A 23803-nucleotide genomic window follows, 5' to 3' on the forward strand; every position below is an offset into this window, starting at 1 on the left:
ATTACAAGTTGAAAACAGTAGGAATTGACGGTTGCAAAGTGGGCTGGATCGCTATTAGTCTGGATGAGGAGCACGCCGGCTATTGGCTGTTGGAGTCGGACAGTGAGCTTGAAGAGACGTTTCGGGAATACGATCGCATCTTCATCGATGTCCCGATCGGGCTAAATGATGTAAGTTATACCCGAAAATGCGATGAGATGCTGCGCGAGGTGCTTGGTCCCGACTACCAGGCCAGCGTATTTGATCCTCCAATCCGGCCGGCGCTCCACTCGCCCACTTATGCGGAGGCTTCGATGGAGAGCTACGAGACCACGGGCAAGAAAATTTCCATCCAGGCATGGAATATCACCCCCAATATCCGTTCCGTTGATCGCCTGCTGCAGGAACATGAGGATTTCCGGGGAAAAGTATTTGAGAGTCACCCCGAGCTGCTGTTTCAGAAGTTAAACGGCGGCAATTCGATTCTGCAAAAAAAACAGACCAAAAAAGGGCTGCGTCATCGACTCGGGCTGTTGAAGGAGCAGAGCAAATTTGCCGACGACTTTTTCCGGGATATCAAGGAGGAATACCGGCGAAACCAGGTGGAGGAGGACGACATCGTGGATGCCATGGCGCTGGCGCTGTTTGCGCTCCGTTCGCTTGAAGAGCCGATAAAGACGCTGCCGGAAGATCCGCCCACCGATTCCACCGGCCTTCCGATGGCTATCCATTACGTATAAGGGCCCTTTGCAGAACCTGCCATTTGTTTGGAGGTGGTTGTACCATTGGCCTTATTGACTTTTAAACGGGAATACAACTCCCTCGGAACGAGGAATTGAGGCTTTGATTTTGCAAAGTCCTCTACAAATATAAATACGCATTGCTAATACCGGGAGCGATATTCGCTTTGAACAGAACGCTGTTTCATTTTTCCAAAATATTTTAAACCCTGGTCAATGACACGGTGCCAGGGCAGCCCGATGATGCAGAGCCCGATCGTGTAGGAGAGAAACAGGATATTCATCGTTATATAGATACCCATGTGCAAGCCGATAATGCCGATAAACATAAGCGTTCGGTATCGTTTCCACCAGACCAGGAAAGCGAAAAATTCTGTCAAAAGTCCTGCCGTGAGAAACAGGGTGGCCACGGTGCGACTTTGAAGCGCTGCCTCCTGTACCCAGTTCAACTGAAATGTTCCTTTATCTGAAAGCACATCGGTTCCCTTTTCGGCAATCCACAGCCAAAGGTGATGGCCGTCGACCCACGTAACTCCGGTTGCAACCAGTTTGGAAAAGGCTGCGGTGGTATAGCCGAGTCCCAGGAAAAAGACGACAAAACCGAGCCCGAAATGTAATGAGTGCTCCCTGTCTTTGAAGAAAACACTTCCGATTCCCAGGCCCAGAAGACAGAACCCGACCATGTTTTGGCTGTGGGGAATCTCGCCCTGGCTGTACCGGGTCACATACTGCAAATGAAGCAATATAAAGGCAACCCCGTACAGCCATTTGGCCTTGTCAAAAAACAGGGCGCTGATCACAAAGATGGTGAGAAGCCCGGCGTTGACCAGGGGAAAGTAGGTCCCCAAAAACAGTTCCACATCGATGTACTGGGCAAGGCCCAGCGGTAAAACCACATCGCTCAGGCGCTGGGTATAAAGTCCCCACTTCCATACGTAGATAATGGAGTAGACCACTGTGAACAGTTCGAAAAGACGGTAATAAACCTTGGTCCCCAGGGAATCGGGGTGCTCAGGTTCAAAAAGATTTCTGCTAATAGAATTGGTGAAAGTCCGTAACATGGGTCCTCTTCTATTTGAATAGATTTGGATTCTTATATGTGGTGTCTTTTGTAACCAGCAGCAACGGGATGGCGTTAACGACAACCGAATCATCTTCCGTCATGTAGCCGGTAACCCGGGTGGCCAGCCACTTCATATCCCCCATCCGTTCAGCCCGGAACAGGTCTCGAAGCGCTTGTATACGCTCGTTATCCCACTTCTCCGTCTTGGATATAAAGTTGGCAAAATCGATATCATCAATACCATGCTCGCTGAGAGGCACTACACGATCGCTTACATCAGCAAGGGGTTTGGTATCCCACAAATCTGCCCTGGCGGGATCATCCACCTCCTCAACAATCGCACGCGACCACGGGTTGCCCGCTTGCGAAAACATGGGAAATATACTGAATGGCCAGAACTCTCCCTTGTGGGTGCTTACCAAGACCGCATTTACCAGGAAACAAACGAGTAAAACGTTCTTCATTTTAGATAATATTCCTCTCTCCATAGTCAACTTTGATTTATTAAGAATGAATGTTTTACATCAATTCAAGATAACATTTAGCATCATTAATTATCTTGAATAAGTGTAAATGTTAACAATTATTTAATTTTTGAATACTATATCAAAACCAGCGATCATTCCCGGGGACAGCAAAGTCACCTCCTGGTCTATGCCTCCAAAAGGAGATTGCATTGTATGTTTGCAGGAGGCTCGTCAAAGATACAGTTTTGCAGGATCCTGTATTTGAGTCCGGTGGAGTGCTTTACAAACGCACAGTTGAAACAAACCACATATCGCGGTGAGGTGACTGAGCTTAACCTGTCGCCTTGCTTGGGAATAAATCTCCTGACGAGGTTCAGGGTCGAAATCTTACAGATTACAGGCCGTGAAAGGTTCGTCTTCTAAACGTTCGGGGATCGGGATCTGCCCCCCCCCCATCAATCGGGTCACTGGAATAACGCGGAGTATCTCAACACGCCCGTGGTATGCAGGTGTGAACGCCAGCTCAAAATATTATGGCACAGCGACCAACCGAGGAGAGAAGTGGGGCGGCCGGCACGGTCCCGATACGGTGGCCTGCCGCCCCAAAATTTCAAAGGACTGAGCGGAAAATGGGAGTATTCCCGTAGTCTCAATACCAGTATCAATAAACCGCCGGCTCACACTATTTATCAATCTGTTTTTGACCGATTTATCACCGGTCTTAGCCACCGTTTTCGAGTATCTTCTTATATTTCACTCCCGCTTTGTACACGCGGTTGACTCCGTTGAAGGCGGCCCGCCGGTAGGCTTCACTCAGGGTGGGATAATTCATGACGTTGCGGATGAAGTAGCGGATATCACCGTCAAAAGCCATCACGGACTGCCCCAGGTGGATAAGGTTGCAGGCCTGGTCTCCGAGTATGTGCACGCCCAGTAGTTTAAAAGAATCAGTGCTGAAGACAAGTTTGAGAATGCCCCTGGGGTCGCCCATCATATCCGCTTTGGCAATATTTTTAAAATAGGCGCGTCCCACGGTCACATCTATTCCCTCATCGATAGCTTGCTGCTCGGTCAGCCCGATATGCGACATTTCGGGCAGGGTGTAGATGCCAAAGGGAATCTGCTGGGGGATGTCTTTGGCCGGTATGTCGAACATGTTGCAGGCGGCGAGACGTCCCTGGGTGAAAGAAGCCGAGGCCAGCCGGGGAAACCCGATGATATCTCCGGCGGCGTAGATACTGTCAATTTTTGTTTTGTAGGTATCATCCACCGGAATATACCCTTCATCGTCGATTTCGATCTGGACCTTGTCCAGCCCGATATCAGCGGTGTTGGGTTTGCTTCCCCCCATGTAGAGTGCGTGCTCGGTTTCTATAACCTGCAATCGGTCATCGCCCTGCAGTTTTCTAAAACGGACCTCTACACAGGTTCGTATGGAGTTATACTCGATACTTTCAACCTGTACCCCCTTTTTAATGGTAATACTCTGATCGGCCAGCGCCTGGTCCAGGTGGTCCTGGATCTCCTCATCCAAAAACGTCAGGTGCTCCTGGTCCTCGCTTAGCATGGTCACCCGCGTCCCCAGCGCGGCGAACGTGGTCGCATATTCCAGGGCGTTCACGCCGATGCCGATGATCGCCAGGCGCTTGGGAATATGGGTAAGGCCGAAAATGGACTTGTAGTCCAGCACTTTATCGTGATCGATCTCAAAACTTGTTGGATAGACAGGGCTGCTTCCGGTACAGAGCAAAATCCGGTCTGCGCTGTACCGTTCGGTGGTTCCGATGGGCGTTTCGACCTCTACGGTGTGCTCCCCGGCAATACGGCCGAATCCGCGGGCCACATCAACCTCATTTTTGATGAGGTCATTCTTTACCTTTTTATTCTCCTGTTCCAATACTGCATTTTTGTATTGCAGCAGGTCCTCCATGCGGAAGCGCTCATACGGTTTTCGGGTTTCCCTGGTTCCGAACTGCGTGTCAAATTTTTTGATTGTGTTGGCCGATTCCCGGAGAGCCTTGCTGGGCACGGTTCCCAGGTTGATCCAGGTTCCCCCCAGGTTGCTGTCATGGGCTTCAACGACCAGCACCTTTTTGTCAAATTTGGAGCTCTGCATGGCACAGGAATAACCTGCAGGTCCACTTCCAACTATAATTACATCGTATTCGTGAGACATACCTTTGTGTTTTTAACTGAAAACAACATTCAAAATTCATGTTAAAATACCAGAAATGAGCAAGCAATGCTGCATCGGTTTCATTAAAACATTGTTAAGACTTTCGGGAACGATTTTTACAGAAAAAATGATTATATACACGCTCCTGCAATAGCACAATAGTGCGTTGCAAGCCAAAGAGTTAAGTCTGTTTGGAATTTATTTTAAACAAACCGTTAAATAAAATTTTTATACATTATTATGGCTTTTGAACTTCCAGATCTTCCGTATGATTATGATGCCTTGGAGCCTCACATTGATGAACGCACGATGAAAATTCATCACACCAAGCATCACCAGGGATACACCAACAAGGTGAATGCAGCACTTGAGGGACATAAATTTGCCGATCTCCCGATAGAAGAAGTGCTCGAACGCATTGACGAGGTACCAGAAGAAAAACGCCAGGCTGTTATCAACAACGGTGGCGGATTTGCCAATCACAAGCTGTTCTGGACGATTCTTTCTCCCAATGGGGGAGGCGACCCGACCGGTGACATTGCAGATGCCATCGATGATGAATTCGGTAGTTTTGACGACTTCAAAGAGGAATTCAACAATGCGGCTACCGGCCAGTTTGGTTCCGGATGGGGCTGGCTGTGCGTCGATGAAGACGGCGGGCTGCAGGTACTGTCAACGGCCAACCAGAACAGCCCGTACATGGATGGGCTAACCCCTATCCTGGGTGTTGACGTATGGGAGCACGCCTACTATCTGCACTACCAAAACGAGCGTGGCAAGTATGTCAACAATTTCTGGAATCTTGTCAACTGGGATCAGGTGAACGAATATTACAACGACGCCACCTGATCAGATCAACTGCAAAAGGGTAAGGATTTGTGCGGCGTATCTGAAGATGCGTCGCACATTCTTTATATATTTGTTATATTTGAAATGAATCAGACACCCCTTTAATAAAAGTACACACTGTTATGCAATTCGGATTTGGAGTAGGTCCCGACACCTCATGGATGCGCGAAGAGCTCACGGAACTGGGAATTGAAGAACTGAAGACCCCGGATGATGTGGATCGCGCAATGAAGGAATATGACAAAGGTACCATGTTGATGGTTATCAACTCGGTTTGTGGATGTGCCGCAGGTAATGCGCGGCCCGGAGTAAAAATTGCGCTTGACGAAAGCGATGTAAAACCGGATCACATGGTCACCGTATTTGCCGGTCAAGACAAGGAGGCCACGGCTCGGGCGCGCGAATATTTCAGCGAATACCCGCCGTCATCCCCGGCATTCGCCTATTTTAAAGATGGCGACATCAAGGCGATGATACCCCGTCACAGGATTGAAGGCCGCACAAAAGAAGAAATTTCTAAAGACCTGAAAATGGTATTTGAATCTTTTGCCGAGGAGGCCAAAGAGGGCTGACGGCCACCGCTGATTTTTATTCTGTTTATATGTAAGGGCACTGGTAGCAACCGGGTGCCCTTACTTTTTTAAAATGGGCTACAAAACCGTTGCTGTTTCAAAGCCGTAAGCCTGTTTGTCTCACAGAGAAATGTGGGCAAGAAGTACCTGTTGTTATGTCGAAATATTCGTCAACTGGCAGCCCTTTCTCAAAAATAAAGTAACAAAATGAATTAAAAGTCGTAGTCTCTATTCGCACAGGTCAAATCACGTCATCAGGTTCTTATTCATGAAGGGTGATTTGCAGAGGGCTTTGAAAAACCGGGAATTTTGGTCAAGATCAAAGCCTGAGCGGATTCGGAACCGCAGTTTATATCTAATAAATGAGGATTTCGAAGCCGAAAAAATGACGATATTGGCCAAAACAACGGTTTTGCAAAGACTTTTGCATTCAGTCACTTTTCGTTTTATACAAAATTTTGCTTGTAGTTTCTAAGAATCAACTATTACTCGTACGAACAGATGGGGCAACGTTTGGCATATTGGATCTTCCTCGGTGCTGTTGGCTATGCACTGTTTTTTCTTCTGCGTCCATCCGTCGATTTTAATGCCGGGAACCCTATTCACGAAAGCCGGGCGACGGTTGAGAGCCGAACTTCTGAGCTTGCCCGCGAACTGGGATTTTCCACCGATAGTTTGCATATGCTCAGCACCCGGACGCAGCACCTGGGGTATTATGAAATACTTGCTGACTCGCTGGGCGACAGTCTGTCCCGCCCCGGCGAGCTTCATGAGCGGGATGCCTTCCTGAGTAGCTGGCTCGTTACCGTGGCCACAAGCCTGGACGAGTTGGAAACTTCGCTTTCTCTTTCACAGTCTGACCTGTTTGAACGGGCCGGACACCTGCAGCTGCGTTATGATGATGAAGGAAAAGTGCGCCGTGCTGCAACCAATTCTGTCACTGATAATCCCACATTTGTACCAGGAGACTCCCTGCTCGGGGTGGCACAAAAGATTGTGTCTGATATTTTTGCCTATGATCTCAGCGAGTACCGGCTGTCAAGCGTGGATATCCGGGATACCTCCTTGTCGGACGTAACACCGACATTCGATAACAACTCGGCAAACGTTTCGGAAACCGATGTGGGCAGCAATACCACATTTCACTGGCAGATAATAGAAAAGGCAAATGCTGGTCCAGAGCGGCTGATACTGGAGATACAGCCCAAAATAAGGGAAGTGAACGGGCAATACGGAACGCAGATCAGGTATGGGGCTTCCTTGATCTCCTTTGCCGCCACCGATCAATACGAACCGGAACAGTTCGCAAGACCGTTTGCACCGGACAGTCAATATTATATTGTGCTCTACCTGACGGTCGGCTTGCTGGTAGTGCTGGTATTTTTCAAGGGGATCAAGCATATCAATAAAGGGCAAGTAGAGTGGAAACGCGCCCTGTTTGTATTTGTAACTATTACATTGGCTATCTTTTTGTGGCGTATTCTCTTCCTTATTTATACCCACAGGCCGTTTTTGACGGATGATATGTTTACCATCCTGTTTTTCAATTTCCTTTTATTTGGAGCTGTATGCGGACTGTATGGAGCCCTCGCGTATATCGGGTGGGAGGCCACTGCTCGTGAAAACGGGGATGAACAACTCCACGTGATCGATGCGTTCTGGCGATACCGGTTTTTCTTCAGGGAAACCGGCGATGGACTGCTCCGGGGTTTCGCCCTGGGAGGCGTGTTGCTGGGCGGACTGTCCCTTGCGCTCTACCTAATGGGATTGGTTTTTTATCAGCATGACAGCCAGTTTGGATTTACAGAACCAAGTATTTCGCCCAAGCTGCTTACGATCAACATGTCGGGTTGGGTCAACGCCTGGCTGGTCGCCCTGGGACACATCGGGGTTGTTGTCGGATTTCTGAGGAAGCGGCTTCCGAATAAAAAGATTTTTTATCCTGTGGCTGCCATTCTTCTCGGATTTTTGTGTGCCGGCTCTGCTGCTCTTTTTGGTACAAATGGTACCATCTGGCATGAGGTAATCCTGTTTACGGGACTGGCCCCTGCCCTGATTTATGCGTTTGACCGGGCGGGAATATTGACCGTTTCCACGGGGTGGTGGATTTTTGCCGTTACGATATTCACGCTCCCGTATGTTGGGTCCCGGAGCATGGATATCGGTTATGTTGCCTGGGTCCAGTTTTTTATACTCGGCTTCCCTTTCCTGTACGGGCTGGCATCCTTCAGGTATGGGAATTCTGTTTCCGAGATGGGGGGCTACATCCCGCAATACCAGGAACGTATTGCCAACCACCTGCGCGTAGAAAAAGAGATTGAGATAGCGCGGGAAAGCCAGTTTAAGCTGATGCCGCTGCGTCCCCCGTCAATACCGGGGGTGGATGTATATGGTTTTTTCCTTCCCTCTTTTGAGGTCGGCGGCGATTATTTTGACTATGTCGTGGGTCGCAATAGCAGGCCCGAAGCCGAGATTCTTACGATGACGATCGCGGATGTGTCAGGTAAAGCGATGAAGGCAGCCATGCATGCCGTATTTACCAGCGGGTTGCTGCTCTCTCGCTTGTCCAATGATCATCCGGCTTCCATCCTGCGTGAAGTGGCGCCAACGCTTTATCATCGTACTGATCCACAGACATTTATTACCTGTATTATTGCGCAGTATGACCCGGAGATGAGGAAGCTGACTATTGCAAATGCCGGGCATTGTCTCCCGATGATCAAGCGGGAGGGCAGGGCGGAGTTCATCACCACTCCGGCCCCGAAATACCCGCTGGGCCTGTTCGACAGGGTAGATTACCAGGCACTTGAAACAAACTTGCAGCCGGGTGATTTTCTTCTTTTTTATTCCGACGGCCTGCCGGAAGCCGTTGATCCGGAGGGCAACCGGTTTGGCTATGAGAATCTCGCAGGACTGCTGGAGTCCCTGGATACAGACCAGAAAACCTGCAATGAAATTGCACTGGACATCAAACGCAGGATTCAGAAATTCAGTGATTACCAACTGGCCGACGATACGACAATTATCTGTCTTAAAGTTTGAGGCAGACCAACTGAGGCCGTACGTTGAGTCAGCAAATGATAAATCAAAATTTAACCACTAACCGATGGCAGAAAAAACATATTCGGGGCCCGAATTGCCCGAGCAAATAAAAAATCTAGGCGGTCATCTGAGGCTAATTGTCCTCGGGGCGGTCGCATTTGTCCTTGCATTCACTTCCTTTTTTACGGTTGACCCAGAAGAGGTGGGGCTGGTAATGCGGTTCGGAGAGTTCACCCGCACGGCCGATCCGGGACTCAATTTCAAAATACCGCTTGCTGAAGAGGTCCAGATTGTACCGGTGGAACGCCAGCTCAAGCTCGAGTTTGGGTATCGCACCACCAGCTCTGGAGTGCGGTCTACATACCAGAAAGAGGGATACCGGGATGAATCGCTGATGTTGACCGGAGATCTGAACCTGGCGGATGTGGAATGGGTCGTACAGTACCGCGTGGAAGACCCGTACAAGTTTTTGTTCAAGGTCAGGAATCCGGATCAGACGTTGCGCGATATTTCGGAAGCAGCCATACGCCAGATTGTGGGCGACCGCACCGTGAATGAAGTGCTGACGGTAGGACGCGCCGAGGTTGCCAACCAGGGCCAAATGTTGATCCAGGCTATTTGTGACGAGTACGAAACCGGCATTAAAGTGGAGCAGCTGGTGCTGCAGGATGTCAACCCTCCTGAACGCGTGAAGCCCTCATTCAATGAAGTGAACGAGGCCCAGCAGCAGCGCGAAACGCTTATTAATGAGGCGAAATCGGCTTATAATCGCGTGATTCCCCGCGCACGCGGACAAGCCGAGGAGACGATCCAGAAAGCCGAGGGATACGCGGTGAACCGTGTGAACCGGTCCCGGGGAGAGGTGGCACGGTTCAACGACCTGTACGGAGAATACATGAAGGCCCCGGAGGTGACCAAGCAGCGCCTCTACTTAGAAACGCTGGAGGAAATCCTGCCCAGAATCGGGAATAAAGTTGTTACCGACCAGGAGGGTAACAGCGTGTTGCCGCTGCTTCAAATGCAGATGAACGGCTCCGGTACGCCCCTGCAACAGGCGGGCAGCAGCGCGGGCGGTGGATCCGAATCAAATACAAATAATTCAGGAAATAACTAAGATTTCAGGTCAATGAAAAATATCACGAAAATATCCATGATAGTGATCCTGGCTATCCTTGTACTGGTAGCCATGGATGGCTTCTATATTGTAGATGAGACAGAACAAGTGGTTATCACGCAGTTTGGGGCACCGGTGGGAGAAGTGAAAACGGAACCCGGTATGAAAATGAAGATCCCGTTCATCCACGAGGCGCATTATTTTGACAAGCGCTACCTGGAATGGGACGGGGATCGGAATCAGATACCGACCAAGGACAAGAAATTTATCTTTGTGGATACATACGCCCGCTGGCAGATCACCGATCCACTCCAGTTTTTCAAACGGCTTCGGGATGAGCGCGGTGCTCAATCTCGTCTGGATGATATCCTGGATGGGGAAACCCGCAACGCCATTGCCTCTCACGATCTCGTGGAGCTGGTCCGATCCACCAACCGCGAGCCGATCCGGGAGGGAATCATTTCTGAGGTGGTGGAAGACTCCCTGGCAGATATTTCGGTCGGGCGTGATTCTATTCAGACCACCATTCAGCAGCTGGCAAATGAGCGGGCCGGCGACCTGGGACTGGCCGTACTCGATTTTCGGTTTAAACGGATCAATTACGTAGAGGATGTGCGCCAGACCGTCTATGACCGTATGATCAGCGAGCGGCAGCGCATAGCCGAGAAGTTCCGTTCCGAGGGACAGGGAGAAGCATCGCGTATTAACGGCGAAAAAGAGCGGGAACTGAAGCAGATCCAGTCAGAAGCGTTTCGAAGGGCGGAGGAGATTCGGGGCCAGGCGGATGCCGAAGCTGCGGCCGTTTATGCCAATGCATACGACAAGAGTGCGCAGGCGCGGGAGCTATACAAGTTCGTCCGTTCGATGGAAGCGTATCGCAATACGTTCGATGAGAAGACCTCGGTCGTGATCTCGACAAACAGCGACTTTTACCAATATCTGCAGAATATGGGCAATTAGCCCGGATTTCTCACCAAGAAATTTGTTTTTCAGCAAGGCGAAGGGCAAATGACCGCGCAGACGTACCTCTCTGAACGTTGAGTAGGCGATTTGTCCTTCAACGAAGCTGAAGGGCAAATTTCGCAGCCTTTTGCAGATTGTAATGATAATTTGGCAGTAAAAATTGGTATAAGTTATTGTAACCCAAAAAGTTACAGGAATTTATCCAAAATACTTGTGAGAAATGCGGGTTAGAACTTGCTTAAAAAGTCACGGCTGTCCCTTTATAAGTATACAGGAAGATCGAAAACGTATTGTAAAGGGCTTTGCAAAACCCTCAATTCCTTGTTCTGAGGGGTTTACTCCCGTTTAAAGGTCAACAAGCTTGGTGGTACAACTACTTACCAGCAAAATAGCAGGTTCTGCAAAGGTCCTTGCAACAACTGATAAGCTCTGAACATGTGTACAGTCGGTAAGCGTGTTCAGGCTGTCATTTCTTCCAGGACGGCAAGAGCCTTTTCGCGGCTTTTCCGGGTGTTGACCCGGGCCCCCAGTTTCATTAGCAGATTGTAAAGCCCCAGATGTACGCGCGTGCTATAGATAAAGTGTTTTGAGCCGCGTGGTTCGTTCATGATGGGAGGTTCCTTGGCAAAACGGTTGATGCGCTCCCGGAACTCGGGATCCCCGAAATCGAATTCGTCGGTTTTGTAGGGCTCTGCGAACGCCCGCCCGTAATTCATGCAGAACTGGAAAAACTGCTCCTCTTTCTGGGGGTTGTCCGGGTTTTCCCTGATGATGTCGAGTTCGAGGAAGAGGTCACGAATTTTGTCGATATCGTCCGCCATGTGGATCGGCAGCAGGCGCAGGTATTTATTTGAGAAATCGATGGGAAATTTCTTTACGCACCCAAAATCGATAATCCCCAGCCGGTCGTCATCCGTAAAAAAAAAGTTGCCGGGATGCGTATCGGCATGAACCGTATCGCGCTGCACCACCTGGTCGTGGAAAAAGTCCCACAACAGCTGGCCAAAATGGTCGCGTTTCTCCTGGGACGGCGAGGTGTCGAGAAACTCCTTCAGGTGCTTGCCTTTAATAAATGTCATCGTCAGCACCTTTTGGGTGGAATACTCCCTGATCCATCTCGGCGTGATGTACCGGTCGCCCGAGAACCGCCTGTGGAAGGCTTCAATCTGTTCTCCTTCATGAATGTAATCGGTCTCTTCCATAAGGGTGGACTGTACTTCCTCAAAATAATCGTCGAGGTCGGCCCCGTTTTTAACAAACCGTTTAATTAAGAGCTTGGCCATCCCCAAGTCCGACTGGATGGTCTCACGTACATTCGGGTATTGAATCTTCACCGCTACGGGCCGCCCATCCCTGAGTGTTGCCTTGTGCACCTGCCCGATAGAGGCTGCTGCCAGTGCCTCCGGGTTGAAAGACCGGAACAGCTGCTCGGGATAGGCGCCAAGCTGTTTTTTGATAATCGATCGCGCCAGCGCTTTGTTGATGGGTGGGACGCTGTACTGGGCTTCTCCCATCACTTCTGTAAACTCTTCCGGCAACAGGCCCTGGTCCATGCTCAGCGACTGCGCAATCTTGAGGGCCGTACCGCGAAGCTTGCTGAATTCATTAAATACCTGACGGGCGTTTTCGGTATGGAACCGGCTGCTTTCTTCACGGCTTTCTTTCCGGCCGGCGGCTTTCTTCAGATGGCGCCTGGCATAGTTGGTGCCCAGCTTTAACCCGGTTTTGGCAAATATTTTTCCGCGCTCAAATTTTGAAGAGGGAAAATCGTCACTCATTAGTCTCGTATTTCAATTTCTGGGAACAGGTTTTTAATCGATTGGAATCCGCTGCTGAAAACTGCATTGGAAAACAGGAACTTAGCCAGGTCAAATCCTTTGTCGACGGCCGCGCTGTACACAAGCTCCTGAAGGAATGCAGTGTATTTATCAGTTAGCTCCATGCTTACCTCCTGCTCTTCACTGGTATCTTTAAGCCAGAAGCGGATCAGCGCCGTATATTTCCGGTAAAGCACCTGGTAAAAGTAACGGTTCATCAGCAGGGCACTGCTCGACGATATCCGGGGATCACCGGAAAAAAAACGCTCCAGCAGTTCCCGTGTTTGCTGTTCGAACCCGGTACCGGAATAGGAACAGAATATCAACGGGGTAAACGTTTCCCGGACAAACGACTTGTGTTCATCCAAAAGATCAAATGAGGTATATACAAAATTGGATAGTTTTTCAGCTAGCAGGTAATCGTCAAATCCCTCGATATCCTCCAACATCAGCCGGTAGCGAACAAGCAGGCCCGTGTAGTAAAATTGAAGGATCGCTTTTTTACCAGGAAAATATTCAAGAATGTCGGCCACTGTGCAATCTGCCTGACGGCTCACCTGCTTAAGAGTAAAGCCTTTTCCCTCTTTCTCGTACTGCTCTACTGCAGCTTCAGATATCCTGTACTTGAATTCAAATTTTCCGGGATCGGTTTTATTCATCGGGTTAAGGGATATTTAAACATTCAACATGTTTGCTCGTCTTCTGAAAACGTAACTCTGTCTTTTTTATCATCCATTTCCGCAAACAATTTTTGCAGGTAATTAAATCCGAAGGTAATGGAATAGGAGTAAGTTTTCTGGGAGGTTGTCTCATTCCCCTGATTACACGTTTAATTACTGAAGTAGATCTGCCCGCTCTTAAACTGGTTCCGCTCAACATAGCGCTGTATTTGATCTTCCTCCAGCGGTAGTTGGTTTTACAACGCCCGCTCTTTATAATTAGTTGCGCATGTTTTAACATCGGCGTTCTACTCGGCCAGGGTTAACATATTGATCCAAGATTAATAAACAGGAAAAAGATATCATGAACGAGATTCTGGGATTTGCCGGATTGCTACTTTTGGGTTTTTACGGGATGGAGATCATATCCTACCTTGTACACCGGTACCTGTTTCACGGGTTCCTCTGGAATATTCACGAGTCGCATCACACACCCACGCATGGCTGGTTTGAGTTGAACGACCTGTTTTCGCTCTTCTTTGCATTGGTATCGGTGGGATTGATGTTCTGGGGGGCGGGAGATCCGCTGGGTTCGGTCGCCTTTGCCATCGGAACCGGCATTGCAGTGTACGGGATCCTGTATTTTATCATTCACGACCTGTTTGCTCACAAACGATTTATGCCCTTTAAAAGTGACAACAAGATCATGCGCTTAATTCGTCGCGCGCACCAGCGTCATCACCAGTCGGCGGATAAAAAGGGGCATGAACCGTACGGGCTGTTTCTTTTTCCCTACGACAAGTACAACCAAGAAAACCGATAACAGGAGAAATTGTCATATGGATCGCAAAATTTTTTTAAAGACATCCCTGCTGGGCGCATTACTGCCTGCGGGAAGAAAGTTTTCATTCTCTGGGCAAGCTGAAGCTGAGGGACCGGTTGTAATCTCAACCTGGGACAACCGCAAGGCGAACAGTGCCGCGTGGGAGATCCTTTCTGGAGGCGGGCCGGCCCTGGATGCAGTAGAGGCGGGGGCAAGGGTACCGGAGGCCGATCCGGGAGATCGCTCCGTGGGATATGGGGGCTATCCGGACCGTACCGGGAAGGTAACTCTGGATGCCTGTATCATGAACCATGAATCGCGATGCGGATCGGTGGCGTTTTTGCTGGATATCAAGCACGCTGTTTCGGTGGCACGGAAAGTACTGGAAAATTCACCACACGTCATGATGGTCGGTGAGGGTGCGCAGCAGTTTGCCCTCGACAACGGTTTTAAAAAGGAAAATTTGCTCACCGAAGAAGCCCGCCAGGTATGGTTAAACTGGAAAAAGAATCCGGAGTACCCGGTGACAAGCTGGGATCAATATATGAATCACGACACGATCGGGATACTGGCACTGGACCGGCAGGGAAATCTTTCAGGGGCGTGCACGACCAGCGGAATCGGCATGAAGATGCACGGCCGCGTGGGAGATTCGCCCCTGATCGGCGCGGGTCTGTTTGTTGACAACGATATAGGGGCTGCCGCGGCCACCGGGGTAGGGGAAGAGGTGATCAGGGTTGCCGGGAGTCACCTTGTGGTAGAGCTGATGCGGCATGGAGCGTCGCCCACAGACGCCTGCCGTCGGGCCGTAGAACGGATTGTCAATAACCACGGGGGAGCAATGGATGGACAGGTCGGATTTCTGGCATTAAACAAGAAAGGCGCCTATGGTGGATACGCGATTCAGTCGGGATATTCCTACGCTGTTCGGACCTTGCAACAGGAAGAGCTCATCTCCAGTGAGAGCTGGTTTGGTTAGGGTTCGTTTTTGATCACACGAAAAGGAATACCTCTGGCTGTCGTAAAGAGTTACTAAAGTAAGCTATGTAAGCTGTTTCCAAACCTGTTGTGCCTGCCAGATGTGACGGCGTTGGTGAACCTCGGCCACGGCAAAACTCTCCGAAAGGGTCATTCGGACAAATTTGAGAAGGGGATTGGAGACTTTGATTTTGTTTAGGTCTACCGAGTTGACCCAGGCAGTTGTCAGCTCATCGATAAAGGCATCCTGCAGGTGTACAAAACGATCCAGTACCGGTTGTTTTTTTAGTCGCGCTTTGGATGCCGGAGAGAAAGGTTTTACGGTTTTCATCTTCAGCCGGTATGGTGGGGCGAACAGTTTGATAACCCCTTTCCAGAGCAGCCGGGGCGGAAAAGGCCGCTCTTCATTTTCTGCGGAAGAGGTCGGCGCGGTAGCCAGCCCGTCGCGAATATTTTCCAAATATATCTCCCCGAATTCATTAAGGTGGCTGTAACACTCGGCGATGCTCCATCGGTCTTCAGCCGGCCGCTGTATAAAGAGCGGCTCGCTTATCGGCTGACAAAATGAAATGGCCCGGTCCCGCGCATCGGAAAACCGGGTTATATACCATTGAATCGTATATTCTTTTACGCCGGGAAGATTCGCCATACCTGAATAATTTTATATCCTGTCTTTGTGCCTAAAACCAAAGAGAGCCTTCAATAAACAGATTCTTGTTGAGGATCAATCTTTGAAAAAAATCAAAATAGTAGTTTATATCTCATAAAAGAGGATTTCAAATTCGTAAAACCCGAAGGGGTAAAAACCAAGTCAGCCCATCTGCATCCTTGCTGAGTGTCTGATAAATTCAACTGAAGATCGCAAAAAGAATATGGGTACAGATCACTGCACCATGTTGTATATTGAGTTTTTTATCACTCAAAGGTGCTTTTTATCCTCATAATCCGTTTGTACGAGTCTTCAATAGTTGTCCTGGAAATTTCTCCCCGTTCCACCATGCGACTGATGACAGAGATTGCCCGTTCGGCAATATCTTCCTCAAAAACGGAATTGTTGGCAAACACCAGGATATCTACACCGGCGTTGATGGCCTGTTTCAAAGCGGTTTCAAGTCCGTATTGAGAACGTATCGCCTGCATCTGCATGTCATCGGAGAAGATCAATCCCTCGAAACTGAGGCGATCTCTCAGCAGCTCGTCAAGTACCGGGCTGGAAAGAGTGGCCGGGTAGGTGGAGTCGAGTTTGGCATTAAATACATGAGCAGTCATTACCGCCGGTATGGAGTCGCTGGCGATCAGGTTCGCATACGGCTTGAGCTCCACTTGTTGCCAGGTCTCCGTGACATCCGCGATCCCTTTGTGGGAATCGTTCCAGGCGCTGCCGTGGCCCGGAAAATGTTTTAGTACCGGAATGACGCCAGCCTTGAGGTGCTCTCTTGCGACAATGCGTGCGTGCGTTGTCACGACTTCAGGGTCGGCAGAGTAGCTGCGATCGAGCTTGCCGATGACGGGATTTTCGGGATTGGTGTTCAGGTCTACAACCGGTGCAAAATTGACGTTGAACCCCTGCTGATCCAGCAGCCGGGCCTGTTGGGTTGCATGGAGTTGGGTGGTATCTGGGTTGTTAACCGTACCCAAATAGTGAGCCGATACTGTTTGGGGGAACCCGAACCTGGGCTTCAGGCGGACCACTTGTCCGCCTTCCTGGTCAATACCGATAAAGAGGGGAGTCGAGGCCAAATGTTGGAGCTGCTCGGTCAGTCTTTTCACCTGGTCGGCTGACTGAATATTGCGCAGGGGGTGCTGGGAGGGGACGTCGTAATCAAAGAGGATGACACCCCCAATGTTACGGTCGCGGATGTCTTCGACAATCGGGTTTCCGGCATCGATTTCGGTTCCGCGGAATCCAACCATCAGCATCTGCCCGATTTTGTTCTCGAGGGAGACTTCGCCTGCGGGCTGGGCGCAGCCGGAAGCAGAAAACGATATAACCAGCAACATTCCAAAAAGTATTCTCATCAGCAGGTATTTATCGATTGTGATTTCAGGGTTTCCTCCCGTAGCAAAAGAGTCTCAGGTTTCGTCCTCCCTCGTAATCAGGCTGTCCAGTACCTGTTCGAGATTAAAAGAGGGACGGACATCATTGTATCGTTCAATATTTCCCTCCCGGTCCACGAGTATATAGAACGGGATGCCACCACCGCGGTATTTTTTAAAAGTCTCTTGCTCAAATCCATTACCTCCGTAAAGCTGAACCCAGGGATTCTGAAACCGTTGCAGGGCCCGCCGCCAGGTGAGGCTGTCTTCTTCAATGGAGATCGCCACAATTTCAAAATCATCACGCGAATATTTTTGATAGAGTTCCCGCATGTGGGGGAACTCATCCAGGCACGGGATGCACCAGGCGGCCCAGAAATCCAGCAACAGGTATCTTCCTTTGAAATCTTCCAGTTCTATAATGTTGCCTTCCTGGCTGGGCAGGGCGAAGGGAACGGCCGGCTGACCAGGGGAGACGCTTTTTACCTGGTTATAGAACTCCGTGAGGAACGACACGTATGCAGGGAAATCCTGGTATTCCTGCAGGAACTGGTTGTAGCTGGGTTCAGCCACTTCGGGAGAGATCTCCCCGATCCGTTCCGCTATGAGGTGCATCCTGGCGTACGCTTTTGCCCTTCGTCCATCGATATGCTTGAGAACCGAGGTCCGGGCAGAGTCCATTGTTTCATACCCGAGCCGCTTTACGTCATACTGCATCAGGTCCTGTCCATACTTCTCCTCCAGGCGTTCCTCGACTCCAAATGTATTTGCATAGGCGTTGGTAAAGTCCCTGATTCCCGCCCGTTGATTTTTTAATACCTTGTAGCTGAAAAAATTAAGTTTTTCAGCCTTTTCCATCACCTCTTTGCGATGTTGCCGGGGATTGAGACCGGGCTGGCCCCACCGGTGGGTGATCGACTCCAGACTTTTAACCAGGTATTCCCCGATGGTTTTATGGTAGTAAATTTCGAGGGGAGTATCGCCCAGGTGTCGTTTAGCTACCGATATTCTGTTTTTATAGAGCTCAATGACATCGGTTTGTTCTCCATTTCGGAAGGCGGGCAGCTCTTCTTCAATAGAGTTCATGATTTTAGTATCCTCAGATCGATACTGGCTGTACATTTCGTCCCATTCCCTGGGATAACCTTCCACGGTTACGGAGTCGGGAAACCAGGCGCGCCGTATCGTCAAATGCACCTGTTGGCCCGGCTGCACCACCACCGGGTATCGGGTGTCATCAATTACGAAAAAAGCGATCTCCGTGGAATCGGCAGGAATGGAGGTGCCGAATGTTCCATCCTCGTCCGGAGTTACGGGAAAGATCTTTTTGGGTGCATACTTGTAGTGGAGGGGAGGCTTTTCAATATAAATTTCGGATGATCCGACATAGTCCAGCGTACCCGTGACCGAAGCCTGGTCTGCTTTGGAACAATAGATACATAAGGAGAGCACTGCTGTTAAAAACCAAACTCCAAGAGGCTTCATAGGCTAAAAATGGTTTAGTTGACTATATGCGAGGATTTACCATGTCGCGAGTTTATCCTGCTGCAGTTCGCGGGATTCATATCCCCCTGCTGAGAGACAAACCCTTCCATTCAGACGGTTGTACTGGCGGAGCCCAGATTTTTAAAGTCTGCTGTTGTAAAGAAATAAAAATATTGATAAGGGATACAATAGTTAACAAATATTTACCACCGGAGTGATAATATCGGGTTACCGGGGCGGGGAGATTGTATATTCGGCAGGTATCACGCGTCCTTGGCATGCTCTCCAGAAATGTTTCAATCTGAAAGGTACGGGATTGCTGACCAGAAGCTTCCATAGTGGGAATAAATGAGGGGAGATCAAAGATTTTTTTGTAACACTTTGCGGGGTAGGTACTCTTATAGTTGGAAATGGGAGAAAAAAGATATTCATCTAGATAAGAGCTTGATTGTCTATAGCCTTAAATAATTTTGCTATAGTATTTAATCTCAAAGAGCATATATTTTTTCTTCTGGCATTTCAATCTTAATATTAAATATCTTTAATATTAAAGTATTGAAACGAGAGTTTGTTATTTTATTTAAAAGCTAATGGTAAACTTTAACAGCAAGGCAGATGATTGAGAGTCATAAAAATAGAGATCTTGAAGAGAAAATTGATCAGTATGTAAATGGTCAGCTTTCTTCTGATGAGATTGACGAGTTATGGGCAGAACTAATACAGAATGGTGATCAGCTTGATTACCTTAAAACGGTAGCCAATACCAAGGCCGTGATTGAATCTGAACGGGAAGGTGCTGCCACCATCCTTGGCATGGACAGGGCGTGGTCGTATGCTGCAGCAGCCGTGGTTGTACTGCTGGTAAGCGTCTTGGCCGTTATCAATATGCCGGAATTCCAGTCCGCGGAAACTGTAGAACCGATCACAAGCATAGAGCTGGACTACTACCGGTCTGAAGATGGCGTAATGGAGCCCAATTCTGAGCAGGGCGTAATGAAGGATGCGCTGGCCCTGGCCAACAGGGGGAATACGGCAGAAGCAATACAGATGCTGGAACAGGAATTGGAATCGGCAGATGATCCCGCATGGTCCGCGAAACTGCATCTGAATATTGGGTCTCTTTATTATAACGATGGCAGCTACGATCAGGCGATCCGAAATTTTCAGCACGTTGTTGAAAAGCAGGCCGTTGATGCACTAACCCGCGAAAAGGGCTACTGGTACCTGGGTAACGCGTATTTTCAGCTCAACCAGCTGGACAAAGCCCGGCAAGCAATTCAGAACGCGTATGAACTGAATGGCGCATACCGCCGCGTGGCCAAGCATTATCTGAGTGCACTGGCGACCGAATAGCAGTATTCTTGATCATATAAGATACACGTACAAACATATTGGAAAAGGCCCGGTAACAGATTTGCTGCCGGGCTTTTTTATGGAGGTTATTCCCGTTTATTTCCGGTTGGTATGTTTTGCTGTTGTGCCATATATGACAAACTGACCATAACAATCAGGTAGAGCATAAAACCGGAGGCCACATAGATGTTTGAGCTCTGCATTGGCTTCACTACCGCCTGGCTGCTGCCAATAAGCATGTAGGGCCCCCAGTAATGGGGGTTGGCATTCTTTTGTTTCAGGAAATACACTTTGGCTTTTCTCAGTGCTTCCGATTTGGAGTCCCCATCGTTCAACGCCCTGTAAAACCGGGTGGCAAAATCGGAAGCCATCATGTCATTGACTGACCAGAGGTTCAGTACGAGACTCTCCGCCCCGGCGTACCGAAGCGCGCGACTAATACCCACAATGCCGGACCCTTGCAGGTAGGAACCTGAACCGGATTCACAGGAGTTCAGCATAATAAGGTCATTGGTGAGGTTCATCTCAAAAAGTTCATAGGCAAAAATTTGGCTGTTAAACTGTTCCGTTTCCGTTTGACCGGCGGGACTGCTCATGTAAATGCGCGAAAAAAGCGGGTCCTGTTCCGAGACTGTACTGTGCGTTGCCAGGTGAAGAATGCGCGCTTTGGGTGCGGCTGCCCGGAAGGCCTCTTCGGTAGACTGCTCCTCCAGGATCGTTCTGTGGTCCTCCAGGTTGGTCAGCTCCCGGGATATCTGGAGAATCTCGCGGCGTGCGTAGGGCAGGGGCATCAGTTCTGATCCCGCATTGTTGAATTCGCTTATTCCGAATCCCACGTAGTCCCAGTTGAATGATTTATCGGGCTGCGCTCCATGTACAAATTCATTGAGGGAGGTCAGGTATTCAGTGCGATATTGTTCAATGAAATATGTGGGTTCCCCGTAACTGTAATGTGATGACGGGGGAGTCAGGGGAAGAATATCCATCGGAAGCTGAAAGAGGTAGCTGTCGGGTATCAGGATGACATTTTCTATGGATGAGGCCAGTTCCGAAATATTTAGCTTTTTCCCGAGTCGGTACAGCTTGTTCAGGTCCGTTTCTCCGGTCGAAAGCGCTTGGATCGACTGGTCAAAAAGGCCCCGGGTCTGTTCATCCAGATCAACCTTGTGGAAATCAATGTTTCGTTTTGTGATGCTGGCCAGATAGTAGGTCTCCTCGAGTTCGGTGATATGCAGGATCAGGTCGTTGGAGGAGAGCTGCCGCTGAACCTGGTGCATATTTATGGTCGGCTTGTCGGCATATTGCGTGATTTTTCGATCGAGGGCCCGCTTTTGTGCATTCAAGCGGTCAATTTTATTTTGAATCTGCACGCGCTCCCTGGAGGAGGCGCTCAGTTTCTGTTTTCGCAGTTGATCCAGGTTGTTGGCAAGCTGCCGGTACTGCGTCAATTCGGACTCATTGAGTTGTTGGGCTTTAACCATGGGATCCTGGTAAAAGGCGGCATCGTTGATCGTTTTCAACTGGTCCAGTGCCAGGGCCGCTTCACCGGGACGGTCCGTTTCAATAAGCAGATCGACAAACAGTTTAAAAGCATCCAGATACTCCTGCTCAATACTCCAAAACCCCGACTGCAGATCCGTGCTGCTCTGTGCCCGCTCTACCACCTGCCGAATGGTCGGTTTCAATATTTCATAGGCGCTGTTCGGCTCGCCGGTGGTGATTAAATAGTTCGCTTCGAGCGTTTTTGCTTTTACAATCTGTGCAAAATCGAGCAGTGAGAGGTCTGAGTTGTTGAGTATGGCTATGACTTCTCCTACTTCAGAAATTTTGTCCAGCTTCAGCAGTATTCTGGCTTCATCGACAAGGGCATGAAGATACGTTTGAGTATTTTTTTGCGATCTAACAGTCTGTTTGGTACTCCGGTAGATATTTAGTGCCTGCTGAAACTTATTTTGTGTTTCATACAGTCTCGCTTTTTCGGTTAAAAGCTTAAAATAGAGGTTAAAGTTCTGTTGCCTGTTTATGACCGAATCTGCTTTTTGAAAATAGGTGGCGGCAGAGTCCGGATTCGATTTTAAATCCCGGTAGAAAACCCCGAGCGACACAAAGATGGATCCCAGATCTTCAATATTACCATGCCTTTTGGATAGTTTTAGTGCCTCATTAATATATCTTAGAGATGAACTTATATCTCCATTTCTGCGATAAAAAATGTGGAGGTTCTGTAATATTTTGAATTGATGTTCATAGTTTTGTTCTTTTTGAGCGAGCTCTAGTGCCTGAAACTGGATCTCGAGATATTTGTCGAAATTGCCACTTTTAAAGTGGGTGATACTCAGGTTGTGATATAAGCTCGTTTTATTTACAGGGATGTTTTCTTCGGTAGCCCTTTTCAAGACTTCCTGAAAAATATCCTGGGCCTGTTGAATTTTCCCTATCTGGTACAGGTACACTCCCTGAGTTTGCATAATAGAAAGAAGTTCTTTTTGGGAATTCAAAAAATTGGCCAGTGGAAGGGAGTGATTACGCGATACTTCCAGACTTAGATCGTAACGTCCAATCTGGTACATGGCAAAATCCAAATTACGAAATACCCGCAGCCTGTCATTTGATAAAGGAAAGAGCTTTTCACGGGTTAAGTCCGAGTAAATAGTATGAATTTTTGAATAGTCATTGGTCAAGTATAAAACTCGGAACAGTGTAACAAGATAAAGGGAGCTTTTAAGGGAGTGGGGGTTGAAATTTAGATTTTGTTGATACCAATGATTGGCAAGCTTTTTGAGATAGTCATCAGTTATCACTTGATTGTCCAGGGCCTCGGTGTTGAAAAGCAATAAAAAATGGACAAAGTGGAATTGCTCTACAGGGAGAGTGGAAGAATCTATCGAGCTGTTATTAATGATGTGGGTAATAAGTTTCTCGTAGTTAAGCCCCTCTCTTTCAGAGAGTTTGTGCATAGTTCGGTACCTGCTATAAAGTGTTTCCCTTGACGTAGAGTCACTTTTCTGAAGCATAGCAGCAATTAAGAAGTCTGGATGCCCATAGGAGAGCGCAAGTTTTTCCAAGAGGCGGTATTTAGGTTGTTCTTCACAAAGAACTCCATTCAGGTCCCTAAAATATTTAGTTCGATTCGCTTCAGATTTGATGTAATTTATCAACTCCTCCTGCCCTTTATTTTGGCATAACTCCGCCAGCGCCCATAAGTTGATATTCAATTCTTCATGGGTTTTTATTCCTTCCAAATAAATAGCCGCCTGTTCCTTCGCCTGATTTGGCAAAGAATTGGTAGGTGTGTCAGTTGGCTGAAATCCCAGTAATACAGCAAATACAAGTATCAGGGATACCATGGGGAAAGTTGAATTAAAATTAAGTACTATTGCGCCACCGCTGCGAGTGGCGCAAGATACTTAACATTTGGAATAGTTGTTTTCTAATATAAAATGACCAGACGTAGATGTTAAATAACCCCTTATGCCTTGTATCTACCAACAGCATAGTTGGATTTGTGTGATACCGGCGCCGGTTATTCGGGTTTGTCGAGGATTGGTTCCATGTCGTCGCCGTTGCCGAAGGTCTCAGGGGTGGGCTCGACGGGCTGCTCGACGGTGGCCGGGCGGTCGGGCCCGTCAAGGGTGGCATCGGTGACGGATCCGCACGCGGCGGCGGTCCCGAGGATGAGGATGAAC

At 48.8% G+C, this 23803-nt stretch carries 18 protein-coding genes; 9 read left to right on the plus strand and 9 right to left on the minus strand.

Annotated elements, in window-relative coordinates; genetic code table 11:
* Nucleotides 1-8 precede the first annotated feature (8 nt).
* Entirely contained in the window at nucleotides 9-719 is a 711-nt protein-coding gene (locus tag ACG2F4_RS14455) for a DUF429 domain-containing protein (RefSeq protein WP_395261592.1), read from the plus strand.
* 143 nt (nucleotides 720-862) lie between these two features.
* Here the strand turns inward: ACG2F4_RS14455 and ACG2F4_RS14460 are convergent, their stop codons facing one another.
* From ACG2F4_RS14460 to sthA, 3 genes are all read right to left on the minus strand, one after another.
* Nucleotides 863-1780, minus strand: a complete 918-nt coding sequence (locus ACG2F4_RS14460) for a hypothetical protein (RefSeq protein ID WP_395261593.1) — start codon at nucleotides 1778-1780, stop codon at nucleotides 863-865.
* Nucleotides 1781-1790: 10 nt separating this feature from the next.
* Nucleotides 1791-2246, minus strand: coding sequence for a hypothetical protein (locus ACG2F4_RS14465; protein WP_395261594.1), 456 nt, complete (start codon nucleotides 2244-2246; stop codon nucleotides 1791-1793).
* A 724-nt stretch (nucleotides 2247-2970) separates the two neighbouring features.
* On the minus strand, nucleotides 2971-4425 hold the full coding sequence (gene sthA, locus ACG2F4_RS14470) for a Si-specific NAD(P)(+) transhydrogenase (protein ID WP_395261595.1): 1455 nt from the start codon (nucleotides 4423-4425) through the stop codon (nucleotides 2971-2973).
* Nucleotides 4426-4665: 240 nt separating this feature from the next.
* On the opposite strand from sthA, the gene ACG2F4_RS14475 reads away from it, so the two are divergent.
* From ACG2F4_RS14475 to hflC, 5 genes are all read left to right on the plus strand, one after another.
* Complete coding sequence (locus tag ACG2F4_RS14475) at nucleotides 4666-5274, plus strand: superoxide dismutase (protein ID WP_395261596.1); 609 nt, start codon at nucleotides 4666-4668, stop codon at nucleotides 5272-5274.
* 122 nt (nucleotides 5275-5396) lie between these two features.
* Nucleotides 5397-5846 (plus strand): BrxA/BrxB family bacilliredoxin, encoded by a 450-nt coding sequence (locus ACG2F4_RS14480; RefSeq protein ID WP_395261597.1) that lies wholly within the window; start codon nucleotides 5397-5399, stop codon nucleotides 5844-5846.
* Nucleotides 5847-6359: 513 nt separating this feature from the next.
* Nucleotides 6360-8888, plus strand: coding sequence for a PP2C family protein-serine/threonine phosphatase (locus ACG2F4_RS14485; protein ID WP_395261598.1), 2529 nt, complete (start codon nucleotides 6360-6362; stop codon nucleotides 8886-8888).
* 64 nt (nucleotides 8889-8952) lie between these two features.
* On the plus strand, nucleotides 8953-10002 hold the full coding sequence (gene hflK, locus ACG2F4_RS14490; protein WP_395261599.1) for an FtsH protease activity modulator HflK: 1050 nt from the start codon (nucleotides 8953-8955) through the stop codon (nucleotides 10000-10002).
* Between the two features lie 12 nt (nucleotides 10003-10014).
* Entirely contained in the window at nucleotides 10015-10962 is a 948-nt protein-coding gene (gene hflC / locus ACG2F4_RS14495; protein WP_395261600.1) for a protease modulator HflC, read from the plus strand.
* A gap of 461 nt (nucleotides 10963-11423) precedes the next feature.
* Here hflC and ACG2F4_RS14500 read toward each other — a convergent pair whose 3' ends face one another.
* Nucleotides 11424-12743, minus strand: a complete 1320-nt coding sequence (locus ACG2F4_RS14500; RefSeq protein ID WP_395261601.1) for an ABC1 kinase family protein — start codon at nucleotides 12741-12743, stop codon at nucleotides 11424-11426.
* Nucleotides 12743-13441 carry a hypothetical protein gene (locus tag ACG2F4_RS14505; RefSeq protein WP_395261602.1) on the minus strand — a complete coding sequence of 233 codons (699 nt, stop codon included), beginning with the start codon at nucleotides 13439-13441 and terminating at the stop codon, nucleotides 12743-12745. Before ACG2F4_RS14505 ends, ACG2F4_RS14500 begins: the two co-directional genes overlap by 1 nt.
* A gap of 364 nt (nucleotides 13442-13805) precedes the next feature.
* Here ACG2F4_RS14505 and ACG2F4_RS14510 point away from each other — a divergent pair, with 364 nt between their 5' ends.
* Nucleotides 13806-14264 carry a sterol desaturase family protein gene (locus tag ACG2F4_RS14510; RefSeq protein ID WP_395261603.1) on the plus strand — a complete coding sequence of 153 codons (459 nt, stop codon included), beginning with the start codon at nucleotides 13806-13808 and terminating at the stop codon, nucleotides 14262-14264.
* Between the two features lie 16 nt (nucleotides 14265-14280).
* Nucleotides 14281-15243, plus strand: a complete 963-nt coding sequence (locus ACG2F4_RS14515) for a N(4)-(beta-N-acetylglucosaminyl)-L-asparaginase (RefSeq protein WP_395261604.1) — start codon at nucleotides 14281-14283, stop codon at nucleotides 15241-15243.
* A 63-nt stretch (nucleotides 15244-15306) separates the two neighbouring features.
* On the opposite strand, the gene ACG2F4_RS14520 is transcribed toward ACG2F4_RS14515, so the two are convergent.
* The 3 genes from ACG2F4_RS14520 to ACG2F4_RS14530 all read right to left on the minus strand — a co-directional run bounded on the left by ACG2F4_RS14520 (nucleotide 15307) and on the right by ACG2F4_RS14530 (nucleotide 18764).
* The gene (locus tag ACG2F4_RS14520; RefSeq protein ID WP_395261605.1) at nucleotides 15307-15891 is read right to left on the minus strand and encodes a DinB family protein; all 585 of its coding nucleotides are present in this window, start codon (nucleotides 15889-15891) and stop codon (nucleotides 15307-15309) included.
* 266 nt (nucleotides 15892-16157) lie between these two features.
* The gene (locus ACG2F4_RS14525) at nucleotides 16158-17261 is read right to left on the minus strand and encodes a glycoside hydrolase family 3 protein (protein ID WP_395261606.1); all 1104 of its coding nucleotides are present in this window, start codon (nucleotides 17259-17261) and stop codon (nucleotides 16158-16160) included.
* A gap of 54 nt (nucleotides 17262-17315) precedes the next feature.
* Nucleotides 17316-18764 carry a TlpA family protein disulfide reductase gene (locus ACG2F4_RS14530; RefSeq protein WP_395261607.1) on the minus strand — a complete coding sequence of 483 codons (1449 nt, stop codon included), beginning with the start codon at nucleotides 18762-18764 and terminating at the stop codon, nucleotides 17316-17318.
* Nucleotides 18765-19379: 615 nt separating this feature from the next.
* Between ACG2F4_RS14530 and ACG2F4_RS14535 the strand changes: the two genes are divergently transcribed.
* Nucleotides 19380-20117 carry a tetratricopeptide repeat protein gene (locus tag ACG2F4_RS14535; protein WP_395261608.1) on the plus strand — a complete coding sequence of 246 codons (738 nt, stop codon included), beginning with the start codon at nucleotides 19380-19382 and terminating at the stop codon, nucleotides 20115-20117.
* Between the two features lie 86 nt (nucleotides 20118-20203).
* On the opposite strand, the gene ACG2F4_RS14540 is transcribed toward ACG2F4_RS14535, so the two are convergent.
* Nucleotides 20204-22585: a CHAT domain-containing protein gene (locus ACG2F4_RS14540; protein WP_395261609.1), complete on the minus strand. Its 2382-nt coding sequence runs from the start codon at nucleotides 22583-22585 to the stop codon at nucleotides 20204-20206.
* Nucleotides 22586-23803 lie beyond the last annotated feature (1218 nt).

This window comes from Halalkalibaculum sp. DA3122, from assembly GCF_043951865.1.
Classification (GTDB): Bacteria; Bacteroidota; Rhodothermia; order Balneolales; family Balneolaceae; genus JAMQKA01.